Origin of the sequence: Agromyces sp. Marseille-P2726, assembly GCF_902809835.1 — a bacterium.
Classification (GTDB): Bacteria; Actinomycetota; Actinomycetes; order Actinomycetales; family Microbacteriaceae; genus Agromyces.
In genome coordinates this window covers 617009-633929 of the sequence record NZ_CADDWM010000014.1, presented here as the reverse complement: position 1 = coordinate 633929, position 16921 = coordinate 617009, and the positions used below count along the sequence as shown (strand labels likewise).

12 protein-coding genes, 1 rRNA gene and 1 pseudogene are annotated in these 16921 nt (G+C 68.4%); 8 read left to right on the top strand and 6 right to left on the bottom strand.

Features of this window, described 5'->3' with window-relative positions:
- Positions 1–200: 200 nt before the first annotated feature.
- The 3 genes from HUS56_RS12565 to HUS56_RS12555 all read right to left on the bottom strand — a co-directional run bounded on the left by HUS56_RS12565 (position 201) and on the right by HUS56_RS12555 (position 3975).
- A 16S ribosomal RNA gene (locus HUS56_RS12565) occupies positions 201–1730 on the bottom strand.
- 552 nt (positions 1731–2282) lie between these two features.
- Positions 2283–3116 (bottom strand): aldo/keto reductase, encoded by an 834-nt coding sequence (locus HUS56_RS12560; RefSeq protein ID WP_173923737.1) that lies wholly within the window; start codon positions 3114–3116, stop codon positions 2283–2285.
- 61 nt (positions 3117–3177) lie between these two features.
- Positions 3178–3975: a CPBP family intramembrane glutamic endopeptidase gene (locus HUS56_RS12555; RefSeq protein ID WP_173923736.1), complete on the bottom strand. Its 798-nt coding sequence runs from the start codon at positions 3973–3975 to the stop codon at positions 3178–3180.
- Here HUS56_RS12555 and hrpA point away from each other — a divergent pair.
- The gene (gene hrpA, locus HUS56_RS12550; RefSeq protein WP_217424021.1) at positions 3974–8113 is read left to right on the top strand and encodes an ATP-dependent RNA helicase HrpA; all 4140 of its coding nucleotides are present in this window, start codon (positions 3974–3976) and stop codon (positions 8111–8113) included. The genes HUS56_RS12555 and hrpA overlap by 2 nt on opposite strands.
- A gap of 68 nt (positions 8114–8181) precedes the next feature.
- Here the strand turns inward: hrpA and HUS56_RS12545 are convergent, their stop codons facing one another.
- From HUS56_RS12545 to HUS56_RS12535, 3 genes are read right to left on the bottom strand one after another with little or no spacing between them, the layout of a single operon-like run.
- Positions 8182–8934, bottom strand: coding sequence for an amino acid ABC transporter ATP-binding protein (locus tag HUS56_RS12545; protein ID WP_173923800.1), 753 nt, complete (start codon positions 8932–8934; stop codon positions 8182–8184).
- 50 nt (positions 8935–8984) lie between these two features.
- A complete protein-coding gene (locus HUS56_RS12540; protein ID WP_173923734.1) occupies positions 8985–9983 on the bottom strand; it encodes an amino acid ABC transporter permease in 999 nt (332 codons plus the stop codon).
- A gap of 4 nt (positions 9984–9987) precedes the next feature.
- Positions 9988–10884 carry an ABC transporter substrate-binding protein gene (locus tag HUS56_RS12535; protein WP_173923733.1) on the bottom strand — a complete coding sequence of 299 codons (897 nt, stop codon included), beginning with the start codon at positions 10882–10884 and terminating at the stop codon, positions 9988–9990.
- Positions 10885–11035: 151 nt separating this feature from the next.
- On the opposite strand from HUS56_RS12535, the pseudogene HUS56_RS12530 reads away from it, so the two are divergent.
- From HUS56_RS12530 to HUS56_RS12500, 7 genes and pseudogenes are all read left to right on the top strand, one after another.
- Positions 11036–12207, top strand: a pseudogene (locus HUS56_RS12530) (MFS transporter).
- Positions 12208–12218: 11 nt separating this feature from the next.
- On the top strand, positions 12219–13052 hold the full coding sequence (locus HUS56_RS12525) for an aldo/keto reductase (RefSeq protein WP_173923732.1): 834 nt from the start codon (positions 12219–12221) through the stop codon (positions 13050–13052).
- Positions 13053–13149: 97 nt separating this feature from the next.
- Positions 13150–14064: a DUF4349 domain-containing protein gene (locus tag HUS56_RS12520; protein WP_173923731.1), complete on the top strand. Its 915-nt coding sequence runs from the start codon at positions 13150–13152 to the stop codon at positions 14062–14064.
- A 10-nt stretch (positions 14065–14074) separates the two neighbouring features.
- Complete coding sequence (locus HUS56_RS12515; protein ID WP_254431425.1) at positions 14075–15238, top strand: acyl-CoA dehydrogenase family protein; 1164 nt, start codon at positions 14075–14077, stop codon at positions 15236–15238.
- Positions 15239–15311: 73 nt separating this feature from the next.
- Complete coding sequence (locus tag HUS56_RS12510; protein WP_173923729.1) at positions 15312–15491, top strand: hypothetical protein; 180 nt, start codon at positions 15312–15314, stop codon at positions 15489–15491.
- Between the two features lie 2 nt (positions 15492–15493).
- On the top strand, positions 15494–16375 hold the full coding sequence (locus tag HUS56_RS12505) for a metal-dependent hydrolase (RefSeq protein WP_173923728.1): 882 nt from the start codon (positions 15494–15496) through the stop codon (positions 16373–16375).
- 44 nt (positions 16376–16419) lie between these two features.
- Complete coding sequence (locus tag HUS56_RS12500; protein ID WP_173923727.1) at positions 16420–16914, top strand: cation:proton antiporter regulatory subunit; 495 nt, start codon at positions 16420–16422, stop codon at positions 16912–16914.
- The last annotated feature ends 7 nt before the right edge of the window (positions 16915–16921 follow it).

The window sequence follows — 16921 nt, the reverse complement described above, 5'->3', positions numbered from 1 at the left end:
CCTCAGGACCCAACAGCGTGCACGCACCCACCATCCCAGCCCCGACCGTTCCCACCCCGCGAACGAGGCGTACTAGATCTGAACCACTCAGACGAGCACCTATGTCAATGTTCCACCCATGAGCAGCCGGCAGCGAACATCCGCCGCTGACCCGGCACGCACTACGGAACCCCGAAACGGGGCCCCGAGCTGCTCCTTAGAAAGGAGGTGATCCAGCCGCACCTTCCGGTACGGCTACCTTGTTACGACTTAGTCCTAATCACCGATCCCACCTTCGACGGCTCCCTCCCACAAGGGGTTAGGCCACCGGCTTCGGGTGTTACCGACTTTCATGACTTGACGGGCGGTGTGTACAAGGCCCGGGAACGTATTCACCGCAGCGTTGCTGATCTGCGATTACTAGCGACTCCGACTTCATGAGGTCGAGTTGCAGACCTCAATCCGAACTGAGACCGGCTTTTTGGGATTCGCTCCGCCTTACGACATCGCAGCCCTTTGTACCGGCCATTGTAGCATGCGTGAAGCCCAAGACATAAGGGGCATGATGATTTGACGTCATCCCCACCTTCCTCCGAGTTGACCCCGGCAGTCTCACATGAGTTCCCACCATGACGTGCTGGCAACATGCGACGAGGGTTGCGCTCGTTGCGGGACTTAACCCAACATCTCACGACACGAGCTGACGACAACCATGCACCACCTGTACACCAGTGTCCAAAGAGTCCGCTATCTCTAGCGTGTTCTGGTGTATGTCAAGCCTTGGTAAGGTTCTTCGCGTTGCATCGAATTAATCCGCATGCTCCGCCGCTTGTGCGGGCCCCCGTCAATTCCTTTGAGTTTTAGCCTTGCGGCCGTACTCCCCAGGCGGGGCGCTTAATGCGTTAGCTACGACACGGAAACCGTGGAAAGGTCCCCACATCTAGCGCCCAACGTTTACGGCGTGGACTAACAGGGTATCTAATCCTGTTCGCTCCCCACGCTTTCGCTCCTCAGCGTCAGTAAGTGCCCAGAGACCTGCCTTCGCCATCGGTGTTCCTCCTGATATCTGCGCATTCCACCGCTACACCAGGCATTCCAGTCTCCCCTACACCACTCCAGCCTGCCCGTACCCACTGCACGCTCCAGGTTGAGCCTGAAGATTTCACAGCAGACGCGACAAACCGCCTACGAGCTCTTTACGCCCAATAATTCCGGACAACGCTCGGACCCTACGTATTACCGCGGCTGCTGGCACGTAGTTAGCCGGTCCTTTTTCTCCCAGTACCGTCACCGGCAAGCCGGCTTCTTCCTGGACAAAAGCGGTTTACAACCCGAAGGCCGTCATCCCGCACGCGGCGTTGCTGCATCAGGCTTGCGCCCATTGTGCAATATTCCCCACTGCTGCCTCCCGTAGGAGTCTGGGCCGTGTCTCAGTCCCAGTGTGGCCGGTCACCCTCTCAGGCCGGCTACCCGTCGACGCCTTGGTGAGCCATTACCTCACCAACAAGCTGATAGGCCGCGAGTCCATCCCAAACCGAAAAAACTTTCCACCCCAAACCATGCGGTCCAAGGTCCTATCCGGTATTAGCTCCGATTTCCCGGAGTTATCCCAGAGTCCAGGGCAGGTTACTCACGTGTTACTCACCCGTTCGCCACTAATCCACCCAGCAAGCTGGGCTTCATCGTTCGACTTGCATGTGTTAAGCACGCCGCCAGCGTTCGTCCTGAGCCAGGATCAAACTCTCCAAAAAAACTTGGCCCCAACACCCCGAAGAGCGCCAGGAAATTTGATCTCTGACAGAGAAACAACTGACTCGAAAATCAAATTGTCCATCAATCAAAGGAAACCCGTCCCCACCCCAAAAGAGGCAAGAACACGAGGTTCAAAAAAATGGCATTGAACATAGTGCACGCTGTTGAGTTCTCAAGAAACGGACGCACCCGGGTACCGGCCTTGCGACCTACCCCCAGGGCAACCTATCCATCATACCACTTCATTCGCACGCTCTGGAACAGGAGCCCAGCTCGGCCGCAGAGCAACCGAGAGCCACATCGCGAACGACGTGGCTGCTGATGAAGCGAGTACCTATCTTAGGCTTGAAATCACCGAGTCGCAATGCGACTTCGAGGCTATTTGGCTAAGACGTTCGCCATCTCGGTGGCGGGCTGCTCGGCTGAGTGACTCTGCCGGGCTCCGCGCCGCCGTGGCGACGTAGAAGACACTACGTGGACGACGGCAGCGGCACCAAATCGGGTCGGCGGCCCGGGCGTGTCGCACGCGGGCCGGGCCGTTTCGCCCGTCGTCAGCTCTCGTCGGGGTCGGCGCCCATCCGTCCGGCACGCTCGAGCGCGGTGATCGCGTCCATCTCGTCGGGGGCGAGTTCGAACCCGAAGACGTCGAAGTTCTCCGCCATGCGGCCACGGTGGTTCGACTTCGGGAACACGATGTGGCCGCGCTGCAGGTGCCAACGGATGACCGCCTGCGCCGGGGTCACGCCGTGGGCGGCCGCGGCATCCGTCACCTCGGGAAGCTCGAGGAGCGGGTACTTGCCCTGACCCAGTGGGCCCCACGCCTCGATCGCGATGCCGTGCTCCTCGGCGAAGGCAGCCGTCTCGGGTTGCTGGTGATACGGGTGCAGCTCGATCTGGTCGACGGCCGGCACGATGTCGGTCTCGGCGAGGAGCCGTTCGAGGTGCGGGGCACGGAAGTTCGACACACCGATCGACCGGACCCGTCCGGACTCCTGCAGCCGCTCGAACGCTTTCCATGTCTCGACGTATCGGTCCTGCGCGGGCGCCGGCCAGTGGATGAGGTACAGGTCGAGGTAGTCGAGTCCGAGTCGCTCGAGGCTCGCGTCGAAGGCGTCGAACGCCGACTGAGTGCCCTGGTCGTCGTTCCACAGCTTGGTGGTGATGAAGAGCTCCTCTCGGCGGATCTCGGAACGGGCGATCGCCCGACCGACCTGCGTCTCATTGCCGTAGATGCGCGCCGTGTCGATGTGGCGATAGCCGACCTCGAGGGCCTCCGTGACGATCCGCTCGGTCTCGTTCGGATCGACCCTGAAGACGCCGAACCCGAGTTGCGGGATCGAGAAGCCGTCGTTCAGCTGGATGCGAGGCACGATGGGTCGGGTCATCCACCCATCCCATCACGACCGGTCGAGCGACCGCAGCCGCCGTGGACTCAGGTCCCTCGCGTCACGGCAGAGCGAGGACCAGCAGGGCGGGGGCGCTCGTCATGAGGTTGACGAGGAAGTGCGCGACGATGATCGGCATGAGGCGGCCCTGCCACCGCACGATGATGCCCGAGCCGATGCCCCAGACGAGGAACGCGACGAGATAGATCGGCACCGCCCCGGGCGTGGCGGCGTAGAACACGTGCTGCGCCGCGAACACGACCGCGGGCACGAGGATCGCCCACGCGGCCGGCCACCCGCGGCTGAGGAGGCCGCCCTGCGAGTAACCGCGGTAGAGCAGTTCCTCGGTCGGCGCGTTCAGCGGGGCGAACGTCACCACCGCGACGATGGCGAGCAGCGCCAGGATCGGGCGATCGAAGGTCGGCACGTACGACGGGTCGTAGAAGAGGGTTTCGAACCGGGTGAACACGTCGGGCCCGTACATGGCGAAGCCCACGCCCACGACGGCGAGCGCGAACGGGATCCAGAGCACCATGAGCCAGAGGAGCCCCCACAGCACGTCGGTGCCGAGCCGTCGCCACGAGAAGTCGATGAGGTCCCGGGCGCGACGTCCCTCGGCGTGCAACGCGCCGCGCACCACCGCGAGGGTGATGAGGTTCACCACGAACATCGAGATCGCCGCGTAGAGCATCATCGGTGGGAACGACGCGTCGTCCCCCGCTGCCACGAGCACCAGCCACGTCGAGACCGCCGCGAGCCCGACCAGCACGACGCGCAGGATCGGCAGGCCGATGAGGCCCGAGAGGCGAGGAGGGCTCGCAGCCTTCGAATGCGGCTGGGCTGGGGCATCCGTCGACATGCTCGCCTGTCTACCACGGGTCGGCGCCGCCAGGTACCGCATACGATGGAGGGCTGTGCTTGCCACGATCACCTATCCCCCCGAACTGCCCGTCTCGGGGCAGCGCGAGCAGATCGCGCGCGCCGTGCGCGACCATCAGGTCGTCATCGTCGCCGGCGCGACCGGGTCGGGCAAGACGACGCAGCTGCCGAAGATCTGCCTCGAACTGGGGCGCGAGTCGATCGCGCACACGCAACCGCGCCGGATTGCGGCTCGCACGATCGCCGAGCGCATCTCGGACGAGCTGCAGGTCGAGCTGGGCAGCCTCGTGGGCTACCAAGTGCGGTTCACGGACCGCGCGAGCGAGTCGACGCGCATCAAGGTCATGACCGACGGCATCCTGCTCAACGAGATCCACCGCGACCGGGAGCTTCGCCGCTACGACACGATCATCATCGACGAGGCTCACGAGCGCAGCCTCAACATCGACTTCCTGCTGGGCTACCTCAAGCGCCTCCTCCCCCGCCGGCCCGACCTCAGGGTCATCGTCACGAGCGCCACGATCGACCCCGAGAGCTTCGCCGAGCATTTCCCGGATGCCGCGGGCCGTCCGGCACCCATCATCGAGGTGTCGGGGCGCACCTACCCGGTGGAGATCCGGTATCGTCCGCTGGTCGGCGGCTCCCCCTCGACGGGCTCGGGCGACGACTCCGACGATGAGGGCGCCGCAGCCGAGGACAAGGACGTGCAACAGGGGATCCTCGACGCGCTCGACGAGCTCGACCGTGAGGCGCCCGGCGACGTGCTCGTCTTCCTCTCGGGCGAGAGCGAGATCCGCGATGCGGAGGCGGCAGTGCGGGCGCACTCCGAGCGACGCCCCGGAGTCACCGAGGTGCTGCCCCTCTACGGACGACTCTCGTCGGCCGACCAGCATCGCGTGTTCGAACCCTCGAAGGTGCCGGGGCTCCGGCGCCGGGTGGTCCTCGCGACCAACGTCGCCGAGACGAGTCTCACGGTGCCCGGCATCCGCTACGTCGTCGACGCCGGCACCGCGCGCATCAGCCGGTACTCGGCGCGCTCGAAGGTGCAGCGACTGCCGATCGAGCCGATCTCGCAGGCGTCGGCGAACCAGCGTTCGGGCCGGTCCGGGCGCACGAGCGACGGCATCGCGATCCGGCTGTACTCCGAGGACGACTACCAGAAGCGCCCCGAGTTCACGGACCCCGAGATCCTGCGTACGAACCTCGCGGCCGTCATCCTGCAGATGGCTTCGCTCGGTCTCGGTGCGGTCGAGGACTTCCCGTTCCTGACGCCACCCGACACGCGGGGCATCCGCGATGGGCTGGATCTGCTCCGCGAGCTGGGGGCGCTGGATCTCGAGACGCGTCCGGCTGCGCCGGGCGCTCCTCGATCACCGGACGGACGTCCGGCTGCGCCGGGTGCTCCTCGATCACCGGAGGGACGTCCGGCTGCGCCGGGCGCTCCTCGATCACCGGACGGACGTCCGGCTGCGCCGGGCGCTCCTCGATCACCGGAGGGACGCGGGCCGCAGCTCACCCGCGTCGGGCGGCAGCTCGCGCGGCTGCCGATCGAGCCGAGGTTCGCGCGCATGGTGATCGAGTCGAAGACGCAGGGCGTCTCGCGCGACGTGCTCGCCATCGTGGCGGGCCTGACGATCCAGGACCCGCGGGAACGACCCCTCGACAAGCGAGAGCAGGCCGACGGCTTCCATGCGCGGTTCGTGGATCCGACGAGCGACTTCCTCACGTTGCTCAACCTGTGGAACCACCTCGAGGAGCGGCAGCGCGAACTGTCGGGCAGCGCGTTCCGGCGCATGTGCAAGGCCGAGTTCCTCAACTACCTGCGGGTGCGCGAGTGGCAGGACCTCTATCGCCAGCTCGTTCGGCTCTCGAAGCCGCTCGGGCTGCATGTGGCCGCGTCGGCGGGCTCGCCGAACCCCGACGGGATCCATCGCGCACTCCTGGCGGGGCTCCTCTCGCACATCGGGCTGCGGGACGATCGCTCCCAAGGGGCGTCGCTGGGCACGGCCGCTTCGACGAGCCCCTCCGGCCGTGGCCGCAGGCAGGTGGAGTTCCTCGGCGCCCGCAACGCCCGGTTCGCGGTGTTCCCGGGATCGGCCCTCGCGAAGAAGCCTCCCAACGCCCTCATGAGCGCGGAACTCGTGGAGACGAGTCGGCTCTTCGCCCGGACCAACGCGGCCATCGACCCGGCGTGGGCGGAGCAGCTCGCCGGCCCGCTCGTGCGACGAACCTACGGCGAGCCGCGCTGGGAACGCCGCCAGGGCGCTGCCGTCGCCGACGAGAAGGTCACCCTGTTCGGCCTGCCCATCGTCGCGAAGCGGCGCATCCAACTGTCGCGTGTCGACGCACCACTTGCCCGAGAGCTCTTCATCCGGCACGCCCTCGTCGAGGAGGACTGGGACACCGGCCGGCTCGATCGCCGCCTGTTCTCGTTCGTGCGGGCGAATCGCGCGCTGCGCCGCGAGCTCGGCGAAGTCGAGGAACGCACGCGCCGCCGCGACATCCTCGCCGGCGACGAGGCGGTCGTCGCCTTCTACGAGGCGCGGGTGCCGGCGGATGTCGCGGACACGCGAGCGTTCGAACGCTGGTGGCGCGGCGAGCACCGCAAGCATCCCGAGCTGCTCACGATGACGCGGGCCGACCTGCTCGGTGATGCGGCGGAGGAGGATCGCGGCACCGGCTTCCCCGACCGCTGGAGGCAGGGCGACCAGACCTACTCGCTCGCCTACCGGTTCGAGCCGGGTGCCGACGACGACGGTGTCACCGTGGTGGTGCCGCTCGTGCTCCTCCCCCGCCTTCGCGCAGACGGGTTCGACTGGCAGGTACCGGGCCTTCGCGACGAGCTCATCACCGCCATGCTGCGCACCCTGCCGAAGGTGCTGCGCCGACAGGTCGTGCCGGCCGCCGAGTGGGCCGCGAAGATCTCGGGCGAGTTGCCCGAGGGACCGGAGGGCGGCGCCGAGCGCGAGCGGTTCCCCGAGGTCCTCGCCCACGTGATCCGGCGGCTCACCTTCGCTCCCGTCGACGCGTCGGACTTCGACCTGGGTCGGGTCCCGCCCCACCTTCGCGTCACGTATCGAGCCGTCGACGAGCGCGGCCGAGCCGTCGGCTCGTCGAAGGACCTCGGCGAACTCCAGACACGGCTCGCAGATCGGAGTCGCAACGCGGTCGCGAAGGCGGTGACGAAGCCGCCGCGCGAGAAGCGGAACCTCGAGACGGCGCCGGTTCCCCGCTCGGCGACCGCCGCCACGGCCGAGCGATCGGGGATCACGGCGTGGGAGTGGGAGGAACTGCCCGAGCACGTCGACACGCGTCAGGCGGGCAACGTCATCCGTGCGTATCCCGCCCTCGTCGACGAGAAGACGTCGGTTGCGCTGCGCCTCGTCGCCACGGCCGAGGAGCGCGATCAGGCGACGCGCCGCGGCATCCGCCGACTGCTGGTGCTCGCCACCCCGACACCCGTCGCCTACGTGCAGGAGCACCTCTCGAACGAGGAGAAGCTCGCGCTCGCCACGAGCGCGTATCCGAGCACGCGGGCCTTGCTCGACGACTGCCTCGCGGCGTGCGTCGACGCGACCTTGCGCGAGCGGCATCCCGACGGCCTCGTGGGCACCCGTGAGGAGTTCGAAGCGGTTCGCGATGCCGTGTCCGCCACCGTCGTCGAGCGCATGTTCGAGACCGTCGCGCTCGTCGCCCGAATCCTGAGGGCGGCGCGGGACGCCGATCGGGCGATCGCCGGCGCCTCGAGCATCCACCTCATGGCGTCGCTGGGCGACGTGCGCGCGCAGCTCGGCGCTCTCGTGCCCGCGGGGTTCGTTTCGACGACCGGACTCGATCGGCTGCGCCACCTGCCCCGCTACCTCGAGGCCATCAACGTGCGCGTCCGGAAGCTCGTCGACAACCCGGGGCGCGACCGGCAGGCGATGAACCAGTTCGAGCCCGCCGTCGCAGCGTTCGAGGCGGCCGGCGGACGGATCCCGATCGACCCCGAGTCCGACTCGCAGCTCGTTCGCGTGCGGTGGATGCTCGAGGAGTTGCGGGTCGGCCTCTTCGCCCAAGAGCTTCGCACCGCCGAGACCGTGTCACCGCAGCGCATCATGAAGGCGCTGGCCCGGTAGCACCGCAGCTCCGCCGGGCCCACCGAAACTTCGCCGCGCGTGTGCGAGCACCGCCCCGCCCGGATGCGTCAGAGCACCTTGGAGAGGAAGGCCTTCGTGCGCTCGTGCTGCGGGTTCGCGAGCACCTCACGGGGGTCGCCCGCCTCGACGACCACGCCGGCGTCCATGAAGACGAGCGTGTCCGCGACCTCACGCGCGAAGCCCATCTCGTGCGTCACGACGATCATCGTCATACCGCTCTTCGCAAGCCCCTTCATGACGTCGAGCACCTCGCCCACGAGTTCGGGGTCGAGTGCGGAGGTCGGCTCGTCGAAGAGCATGAGCTTCGGATCCATCGCCAGCGCACGCGCGATCGCCACGCGCTGCTGCTGCCCGCCCGAGAGGTGGGCAGGGTAGTAGTCGGCCCGTTCGGCGAGGCCCACTCGGGCGAGGAGCTCGAGCGCCCGCGCCTTCGCTTTCGCCTTCGGCACGCCCTTGACGAGCATGGGCGCCTCCATCACGTTCTCGAGCGCCGTCATGTGCGGGAAGAGGTTGAACCGCTGGAACACCATGCCGATGTCGCGCCGCTGCTTCGCGGCCTCCTTCGGATGCAGTTCGTAGAGCTTGTCGCCGGATTCGCGATACCCGACGAGTCGTCCGTCGACCGCGAGGCGACCCGACGACACCTGCTCCAGGTGGTTGATGCATCGCAGGAACGTCGACTTGCCCGATCCACTCGGTCCGACGAGGCAGAGCACCTCACCACGCTTCACCTGGAGCGAGATGCCCTTCAGCACCTCGTTGGAGCCGAAGCTCTTCGAGACCCCGTCGGCGAGCACCATCGGCACATCGGTGTCGGCGGAAGCGGTCATCGCGCCCTGGTCGAGGTCGGTCATCGTGCGTCACCACCCTGGCGTGACTCGAACGTCGGGTCTTCGCCGGGCACCACGGCGGGCGTGACACCGGTGGGCACCGTGCCCGCGACCGTGTCGGCCCGCGCACCGACGCCCCGGGCGAAGCGCTTCTCGAGGAAGTACTGGCCCACCATCAGCACCGACGTGAAGAACAGGTACCAGATCGACGCGACGATGAGCAGCGGGATCGGGTTGAACGTCTCGGCGGAGATGTCACGCGTGCGCGTGTAGAGGTCGAGGGTGAACGGCACGGCGGTCACCAGCGAGGTGGTCTTCAGCATGGAGATCACCTCGTTGCCGGTGGGCGGGATGATGACGCGCATCGCCTGCGGCAGGATGATGCGGCGCATCGTCTGCGACCAGCTCATGCCGAGCGCGGTGGCGGCCTCGTCTTGGCCCTTGTCGACCGAGAGGAGGCCGGCGCGCACGATCTCGGCCATGTACGCCGCTTCGTTGAGGGCGAGGCCGATGACGGCGAGCCAGAACGGCCCGAGCACGTCCTTCGTCTCGAACGAGAGCCACGGCTCGGTGAACGGGATCCCGATGTCGATCGACTGGTAGATGATCGCGATCAAGCCCCAGAAGACGAGCTGCACGTAGACGGGTGTGCCGCGGAAGATCCAGAGGTAGAACCAGGCGACGGATTTCACCACCGGGTTCGGTGACAGCCGCATGATCGCCAGCACGACGCCGAGCACGATGGCGATCACCATCGACAGCACCGTGAGCTCGAGGGTGACGAGCGCCGCAGCCGAGACGCGCTGGTCGAACAGGTACTGGCCCACGACCGGCCAGTCGTAGGCGGGGCGCTGCGCCGCGTCGATCACGAAGAGCGCGAACAGCAGCACGAGCACGACCGCGAACACGGTACGCCACGGATGCCGCAGCTTCACGGCCTTGATCGGCGCGTGCTCGCGGGGGCCCGCAGGCGGCGGGGTCGCCCCCGCCGCCGTGCGGCCCGTTGCGGGTTCGGACACGAGCTCAGCCGTTCGACGCGGCGTTGATCGTGATCTCGTCGATGGCCCCGTCGGCGACGCCCCACTCGTCGAGGATCGCCATGTACGTGCCGTCGTCGACCAGCGACTGCATCGCCGCCTGGATCGCCTCGGTGAGTCCGCGGTCCTTGGCGACCGCGATGCCGTAGGGGGCGACGTCGAACGACTCGCCGGCGGCCTGCAGCTTGCCGTCGGTCTGCGAGATCGCGTAGAGGGTCACGGGCGAGTCGGCGCTGAGGGCGTCGGCCTGTCCGAGCGCCACGGCGTTGGTCGCGGCATCCTGCGTGTCGAACGGCACCTTCTCGATGGCCGGCTTGCCCGCGGCGACGCACGCCTCCGACTTCGCGGGCACCTCGTCGGTGTCTTCGAAGGTCGTCGCCTGCACGGCCACCTTCAGTCCGCAGGCGTTGTCGGGATCGACATCGTTCCCGGCGGCGGACGCCCACATGATGCCCGCCTCGTAGTAGTTCACGAAGTCGACCTGCTTCTCGCGCTCGACCGTGTCGGTGAACGATGAGACGCCGACATCGGCCTTGCCGCCGGTGATGCTCGGGATGATGTTGTCGAACTTCGCGACCTGGAACTCGACCTCGAGGCCCAGCTTGGCTGCGAGCGCCTCGGCGATCTCGGCACCCCAGCCGATGGGGTCGCCGTTCGCGTCCTTGAACTCGTTCGGCGGGTACGTCGGGTCGATGCCGACGACGAGGGTGCCGGACTCCTTGACCTCGTCGGGGAGCAGCGCAACCGCCGCATCGTCGACCTCGACGGACACCTGGGTGGACGACGTGGAATCGGTGCCGGCAGGGTTGTTCTGCACGCAGCCGGTGAGCAGGAGTGCCGCTGCCGTGAGCGCGACGGGAACGGCGACGAATCGAGTACGCATCAGTCTTCCTCTGTGTTTCGGTGGTTCGTGCGACGGCGACCCGGTCGTCATCGACATCCAGACCCTACTGCAGCCGCACCCCATGGGCGGCATCGGCAGATCACGATCGGGCGGCGATCGGCGAGGGACGCGCCGGTAGAGTGAGGAGACCGTGGGCAGCTACTCCGATCTCCTCAGAACCTCGGGCGTTGCTCGCATCATCGCCGCGCAGCTGACCGCGCGATTCCCATCGGGCATGCTCTCGCTGGCGTTCCTGCTCCACATCGAACGGCAGACGGGTTCGTACGGCGCCGCCGGCCTCGTCCTCGCGGCAACCTCCATCGGGCAGGCCGTCGCCGGCCCGCTCACCAGCCGCCTCATGGGGCGGCTCGGCATGCGCCCGGTGCTCATCACGACGCTGGTGATCTGCGCCAGCGCCGTCGTCGCCATCGGCGTCCTGCCGCTCTCGGTCCCCGCCTACATGGCGGTCGGACTCGTCGCCGGGCTCGCGACACCGCCCGTGCAGTCCGCGGTGCGCACCATCTACCCGAAGATGGTGAACTCGCGCCAGCTCACGCCCCTGTTCTCGCTCGACGCGTCGGCCCAGGAGATCATCTGGGTCGTCGGCCCCGTCGTCACGACGTTCGTGTCGACCCAGATCGGCACGGTCTGGGGCATCCTGCTCGCCGCCGCCATGATGATCGGCGGGGGCATCTGGTTCATCGCCTCGCCCGAGCTCGGCCGCGTGCGCATCCCGCGCTCGAAACGCCGGTTCGGCGTCGTGTTGGCCCGGCCCGCGGTCATGCTGGCGACCATCGTCGGATTCCTCCTCATAGGGGCCGCCGCGGCGATCGAGGCGGGCGTCGTGGCGGCGTTCGGCCACGACGGGGCGGAGGCGGGCATCGTGCTCGCGATCCTCTCGATCGGCAGCCTCGCGGGTGGCCTCGGCTTCGGACATCTGCCGATCAGCCCGTGGTCGACCGCACGCCGCATGCTCATCGTGTTCGCGGGCACCGCGCTCGCCGCCTTCGTCATGGACTTCTGGTGGCTCTCGGTCACGCTGTTCATCGCGGGCCTCGGCATCGCCCCGGTGCTCGCGGTGCTCTTCGCGATCGTGTCGGCGAGCGTGAAGTTCTCCGGCTCATCGGTGCGGCACTGGGTTCCGCGCTCGCCGGCTTCCTCATCGACGGGTTCGGGGCGCAGGGCGCGTTCTGGGCGGCGACGGTGCTCGGGTTCGTGGGCGTGCTCGCGTCGGTGATCGGCCGCCCGTGGCATCCCGATCTCCGAGACCGCGACGCGGGCCCCATCCCCGACACCGAGCCCGTTCCGCTGCAACCCAGTTAGGAGATCGACGGATGTCGCAACCGCTCCCCCTCGCGCCCCGCCTGCCCCTCGCCGACGGCGCGACCATCCCGCAGCTCGGGTACGGGCTGTACAAGGTGCCGACCCGGGATGCCGCGCGGCTCAGCCTCGACGCCATCGCCCTCGGATACCGGCACCTCGACACCGCCGCGTTCTACGGCAACGAGCGCGAGGTCGGTGAGGCGGTGCGTGCCGCGCCCGTGCCACGCGAGGAGCTCTTCATCACGAGCAAGGTGTGGAAGGACGACAACGGCTACGACTCGACGCTGCGGGCCTTCGACGCGTCGATGGAGCGACTGGGCCTCGAGCAGCTCGACCTCTTCCTCATCCACTGGCCCGTGCCGTCGACCGATCTGTACGTCGACACGTGGCGGGCGCTCATCAGGGTTCGCGACGAGGGGCGCGTGCGATCCATCGGGGAGGCGAACTTCCACGCCCACCACATCGAGCGCATCGTCGGCGAGACCGGTGTCGCCCCGGTCGTGAACCAGGTCGAGCTGCACCCCTGGCTGCCCCAGCAGGAGCTGCGCGAGTTCGACGCCGCACGCGGCATCCGCACCGAGGCGTGGTCGCCGCTCGCGCGGGGCCGGGTACTCCACGAGCCGTCGCTCGTCCGCCTGGCCGCCAAGCACGGCCGAAGCCCCGCGCAGGTCGTGCTGCGCTGGCACATCGAGCTGGGCAACATCGTCATCCCGAAGACCTCGTCGCTCGACCGCCAGCGCGAGAACCTCGACGTCTTCGGGTTCGCGCTCGACCATGACGACCGGGCGGTGATCGCCGCACTCGAGTCCGGTGCGCGCACCGGGCGGGATCCCGACGACGATTGAGGCGGCGCGCCGCGCACAGGGAACCGCAACCGGAACGTGATGCGACTCCCAGCCGGCCTCCAGACATGCCAGCCGCGCGCGCCAATACAGGGAGCGCATGAGACGACGCCTCGCACCCGCCGCGGCCGCCGCCGCCCTCGCCGCACTGCTCCTCGCCGGCTGCACGGCCGGCGGTTCCGAATCCGACCGCATGACCGGCATGGACTCGTCGACGGGTGGGGCGCCCGAGATGCACGCCCCGGTCGAAGGAGGCGCCGAGGGCGGAGGCGAACAGCAGCAGGCCGATCGCAGCGTCATCACGACCGGGTGGGTGTCCATCAGCGTCCACGACCCCATCGCTTCGGCTGAGGAGGCCGCCGACGTCGCCGAACGTGCCGGCGGGCGAGTCGACCACCGTACCGAGAACCCGGGAACCGACACGCAGCCCGCGAGCGCCTCGCTCACGCTGCGTATCCCGTCCGACGAGCTCGACGTCGTCGTCGACGAGCTGCGCTCGCTCGGCGAGGTGAACTCCGTGACGATGAACGCGACGGATGTCACCGAGCAGCGCCAGGACCTCGACGCGCGCATCGCGGCGCTGACCGCCTCGACCGATCGGCTCCGCGAGCTCCTCGCCACAGCCACCTCCATCGCGGACCTCATCGCCATCGAGTCGGAACTGACCACCCGCCAGTCCGAGGTCGACAGCCTCACCCAGCAACGCGACTCGCTCGTCGACCAGATCGACTTCTCGACGATCACGGTCGACTTCGTCACGGATGACGTCGCCCCCGACCCCACGCCCGACGACTTCTGGAGCGGTGTCGTGGCCGGATGGAATGCCCTGGTGGCGTTCGCTCGGTTCGTGGGGACGGCGTTCGGCGTGATGCTGCCGTGGATCGGTGCGGCCCTCGTCGCCGGGGCGGTCGTCATCGGGATCGTGATCCTCGCGACGCGCGGCCGTCGGCCTCGGCCGGATGCCGCGACTGCGCCGACCCCGCCGAATCCGCAGGGCGGCGAGCCGCAGGCGTAGTGTGGGCGTCGTGAGCGCGACCCCCGAGACCTTGCTTCATGACGACCTCCTCGAACGCGTGCGCGAGCGCGCGGCCGGGTACGACCGCCGGAACGCCTTCTTCGCCGAGGACCTCGAGGACCTTCGCGCGACCGGATACCTGACGGCACTCGTGCCGACGGAGTTCGGCGGGCTCGGATGGGCGCTGGAAGACGCGGTCCGAGCGCAGATGCGCCTCGCCGGGGCGGCGCCCTCGACGGCGCTCGCCGTGAACATGCACCTCATCTGGACGGCGGTCGCGAAGGTGCTGCGCGACCGCGGCGACGACTCGCTCGAGTTCCTCCAGCGCGAGGCCGGCGACGGCGAGATCTTCGGGTTCGGCATCAGCGAGGCGGGCAACGACCTCGTGCTCTTCGGCTCGCGGACCGCCGCCGACCCGCAGCCGGGCGGCGGCTACCGCTTCACCGGACGCAAGATCTTCACCTCGTTGTCCCCGGCGTGGACCCGGCTCGGCACGATGGGCCTCGACACGGCATCTGCCGACGGCCCGAAGCTCGTCTATGGATTCATCGATCGCGAGGATCCCGACATCCGCATCCTCGACGACTGGGACACGATGGGGATGCGCGCGACGCAGAGCAACACCACCGTGCTCGACGGCGCATTCGCGGCATCCGACCGGATCGTGCGTCGACTCGACCCGGGCCCGAACGCCGACCCGTTCATCTTCGGCATCTTCTCGTGCTTCGAGCTGCTCCTCGCGTCGGTGTACGCGGGCATCGGAGCCCGGGCGCTCGACCTCGCGGTCGCATCGGCGCACCGGCGCACCTCGATGAAGAACGACGGAGCGCCGCTCTCGCAGGACCCCGACATCCGCTGGCGCGTCGCCGACGCCGCCATCGCCCAAGATGCGATCGAGCCGCAGCTCATCGCCATCGCCCGCGACCTCGACGGACTCGTCGACCACGGCGCGCACTGGTTCGCGAAGCTCTCGAGCCTCAAGGTGCGCGCCACCGAGACCGCGAAGCACGTGGTCGACCAGGCCGTTCGCGTCTCGGGCGGTTCGACGTACTTCTCGGGCTCCGAGCTCGGCAGGCTGTATCGCGACGTGCTGGCGGGCATCTTCCACCCGTCCGACGACGAGTCCGCGCACTCCACCGTCGCGACCGCGTGGCTCGGACCGCTGACGTCCTGAGCCGGGATCGGCCCGCGCCGACGGCTAGACTGGCGGGCGCAGCCATCGCCGCAACGTCTTCCTGGAGGCCAACGTGAACGTCATCACCTTCATCATCGCCATGGCGATCTTCCTGTTCGGCCTCTGGCTCATGTCGATCGCGCCCGAACTCCCCGGCTTCGAGGCGGTCACGTTCTTCGGCGGCATCCTCGCGGTCTCGCTCGCCGTGGCCATCCCGGTGAACATCCTCGGGCGCGCCGACGGCGTCCGCTAGGCGTGACGCTCCCCCAGCGCGACACCGTCGTCACCTACCCCACCGGGGCGCTTCGCGACCGTTCGCGAGCGCTGCACGTGGGTCCCGCCGGCGACGGACGCGTCGCGGTGATCACCGAGTCGACGAGCTTCCACGCGGTCGATGCGGCGTGGCCCGACCAGCCGGCCGACACCGGGCTGATGCGCGTCGGCGAACGTGAGGTCGAGATCCTCGACGCCGTGGTGGCGGCCACGGACGGCCGCGACCTGCACCTCGGGAGTGACATCCCCGTGCGCCCGGGCACGGATGGATGGTCCTTCGTCGTCGCGCACCTCGTCGACGGCGACGCCCGCGTCACCGAGGGCGACCTCGTCGAGGTCGAAGCGGATGCCGCAACGCGCCGGGCCCTCTCGGTAGGGCATACCGCCTGTCACCTCGCCTCGCTCGCGCTCAACCGCGCCCTCGCCCCACGGTGGTCGAAGCCCGTGCGCGAGGACTCGCTCGGAAGTCCCGATTTCGACGGCATCGCGAACGCCGCCAGCCGCATCGAGCCGAACGGGTCAGTCGACACCTACCGCCTCAACAAGTCGCTGCGTCGGGCCGGATTCGACGCCCAGAGCGTGGCAGCCACCGACCTCGGCTCGCTCGCGGCATCCGTCGATGCGACCCTCGCCGCGTGGTGCGGAACGGATGCCCCCGTGCGCATCGACCGCGACGGCGAGGCGCTGACCGACCGGCGAACGTGGGTGTGCGAGTTGCCCGGCGGCGACGCACGGATCCCGTGCGGCGGGACCCACGTGACCTCGCTCGGCGAACTCGGGCGAGTACGGGTGTCGTTCGAGCTCGACGAGGATGCCGGAACGCGCGTGCTGACCATGCTCACGCGCGCGGAGCCCGAGCGCTGACGCGCCCTGCCGGCGGGGTCCTCCGGCGGGTTTACCATTACCACGTGGCAATTCACATCGAGCGGGTCGACCTCCCCGGCATCGGGTTCCGGCACGACCTCATCACCGAACGCGGGCGTCGCATCAGCGTGGTGTCGCATCGCGACGGCGAACGCGACCTCGGCATCTTCGACTTCGACGACCCCGACGAGTGTCGCGATTCCATTCCGCTGAACGACGACGAGGCCGCAGCCCTCGCCGACGTGCTCGGCGCCTCGGTCATGCTCAGCCGTCTCACGAGCCTCAGCGATGAGACGGCCGGCCTCTTCACCGAGCAGATCGCCCTGCCGACCGACTCGCCGTACCTCAACCGCACGCTCGGCGACACGAAGGCACGCACGCGAACCCATTCGTCGATCGTCGCCATCGTGCGCGACGGTGCGATCATCCCCTCCCCGACGCCGGCTGAACCGCTGCGCGCCGGAGATGTCATCGTCTGCGTCGGAACTCGTGAAGGACTCGACGGAGTAGCCCGACTCCTCTCCAACGGCCCCGGCTAGGCGGCCT

Excerpts from the sequence above, each read along its gene's own strand:
- HUS56_RS12560 (WP_173923737.1), bottom strand. The coding sequence starts at position 3,116 with ATGACCCGACCCATCGTGCCTCGCATCCAGCTGAACGACGGCTTCTCG.
- hrpA (WP_217424021.1), top strand. The coding sequence starts at position 3,974 with ATGCTCGCCTGTCTACCACGGGTCGGCGCCGCCAGGTACCGCATACGA.
- HUS56_RS12555 (WP_173923736.1), bottom strand. The coding sequence starts at position 3,975 with ATGTCGACGGATGCCCCAGCCCAGCCGCATTCGAAGGCTGCGAGCCCT.
- HUS56_RS12545 (WP_173923800.1), bottom strand. The coding sequence starts at position 8,934 with ATGGTGCTCGCCGACGGGGTCTCGAAGAGCTTCGGCTCCAACGAGGTG.
- HUS56_RS12535 (WP_173923733.1), bottom strand. The coding sequence starts at position 10,884 with ATGCGTACTCGATTCGTCGCCGTTCCCGTCGCGCTCACGGCAGCGGCA.
- HUS56_RS12525 (WP_173923732.1), top strand. The coding sequence starts at position 12,219 with ATGTCGCAACCGCTCCCCCTCGCGCCCCGCCTGCCCCTCGCCGACGGC.
- HUS56_RS12520 (WP_173923731.1), top strand. The coding sequence starts at position 13,150 with ATGAGACGACGCCTCGCACCCGCCGCGGCCGCCGCCGCCCTCGCCGCA.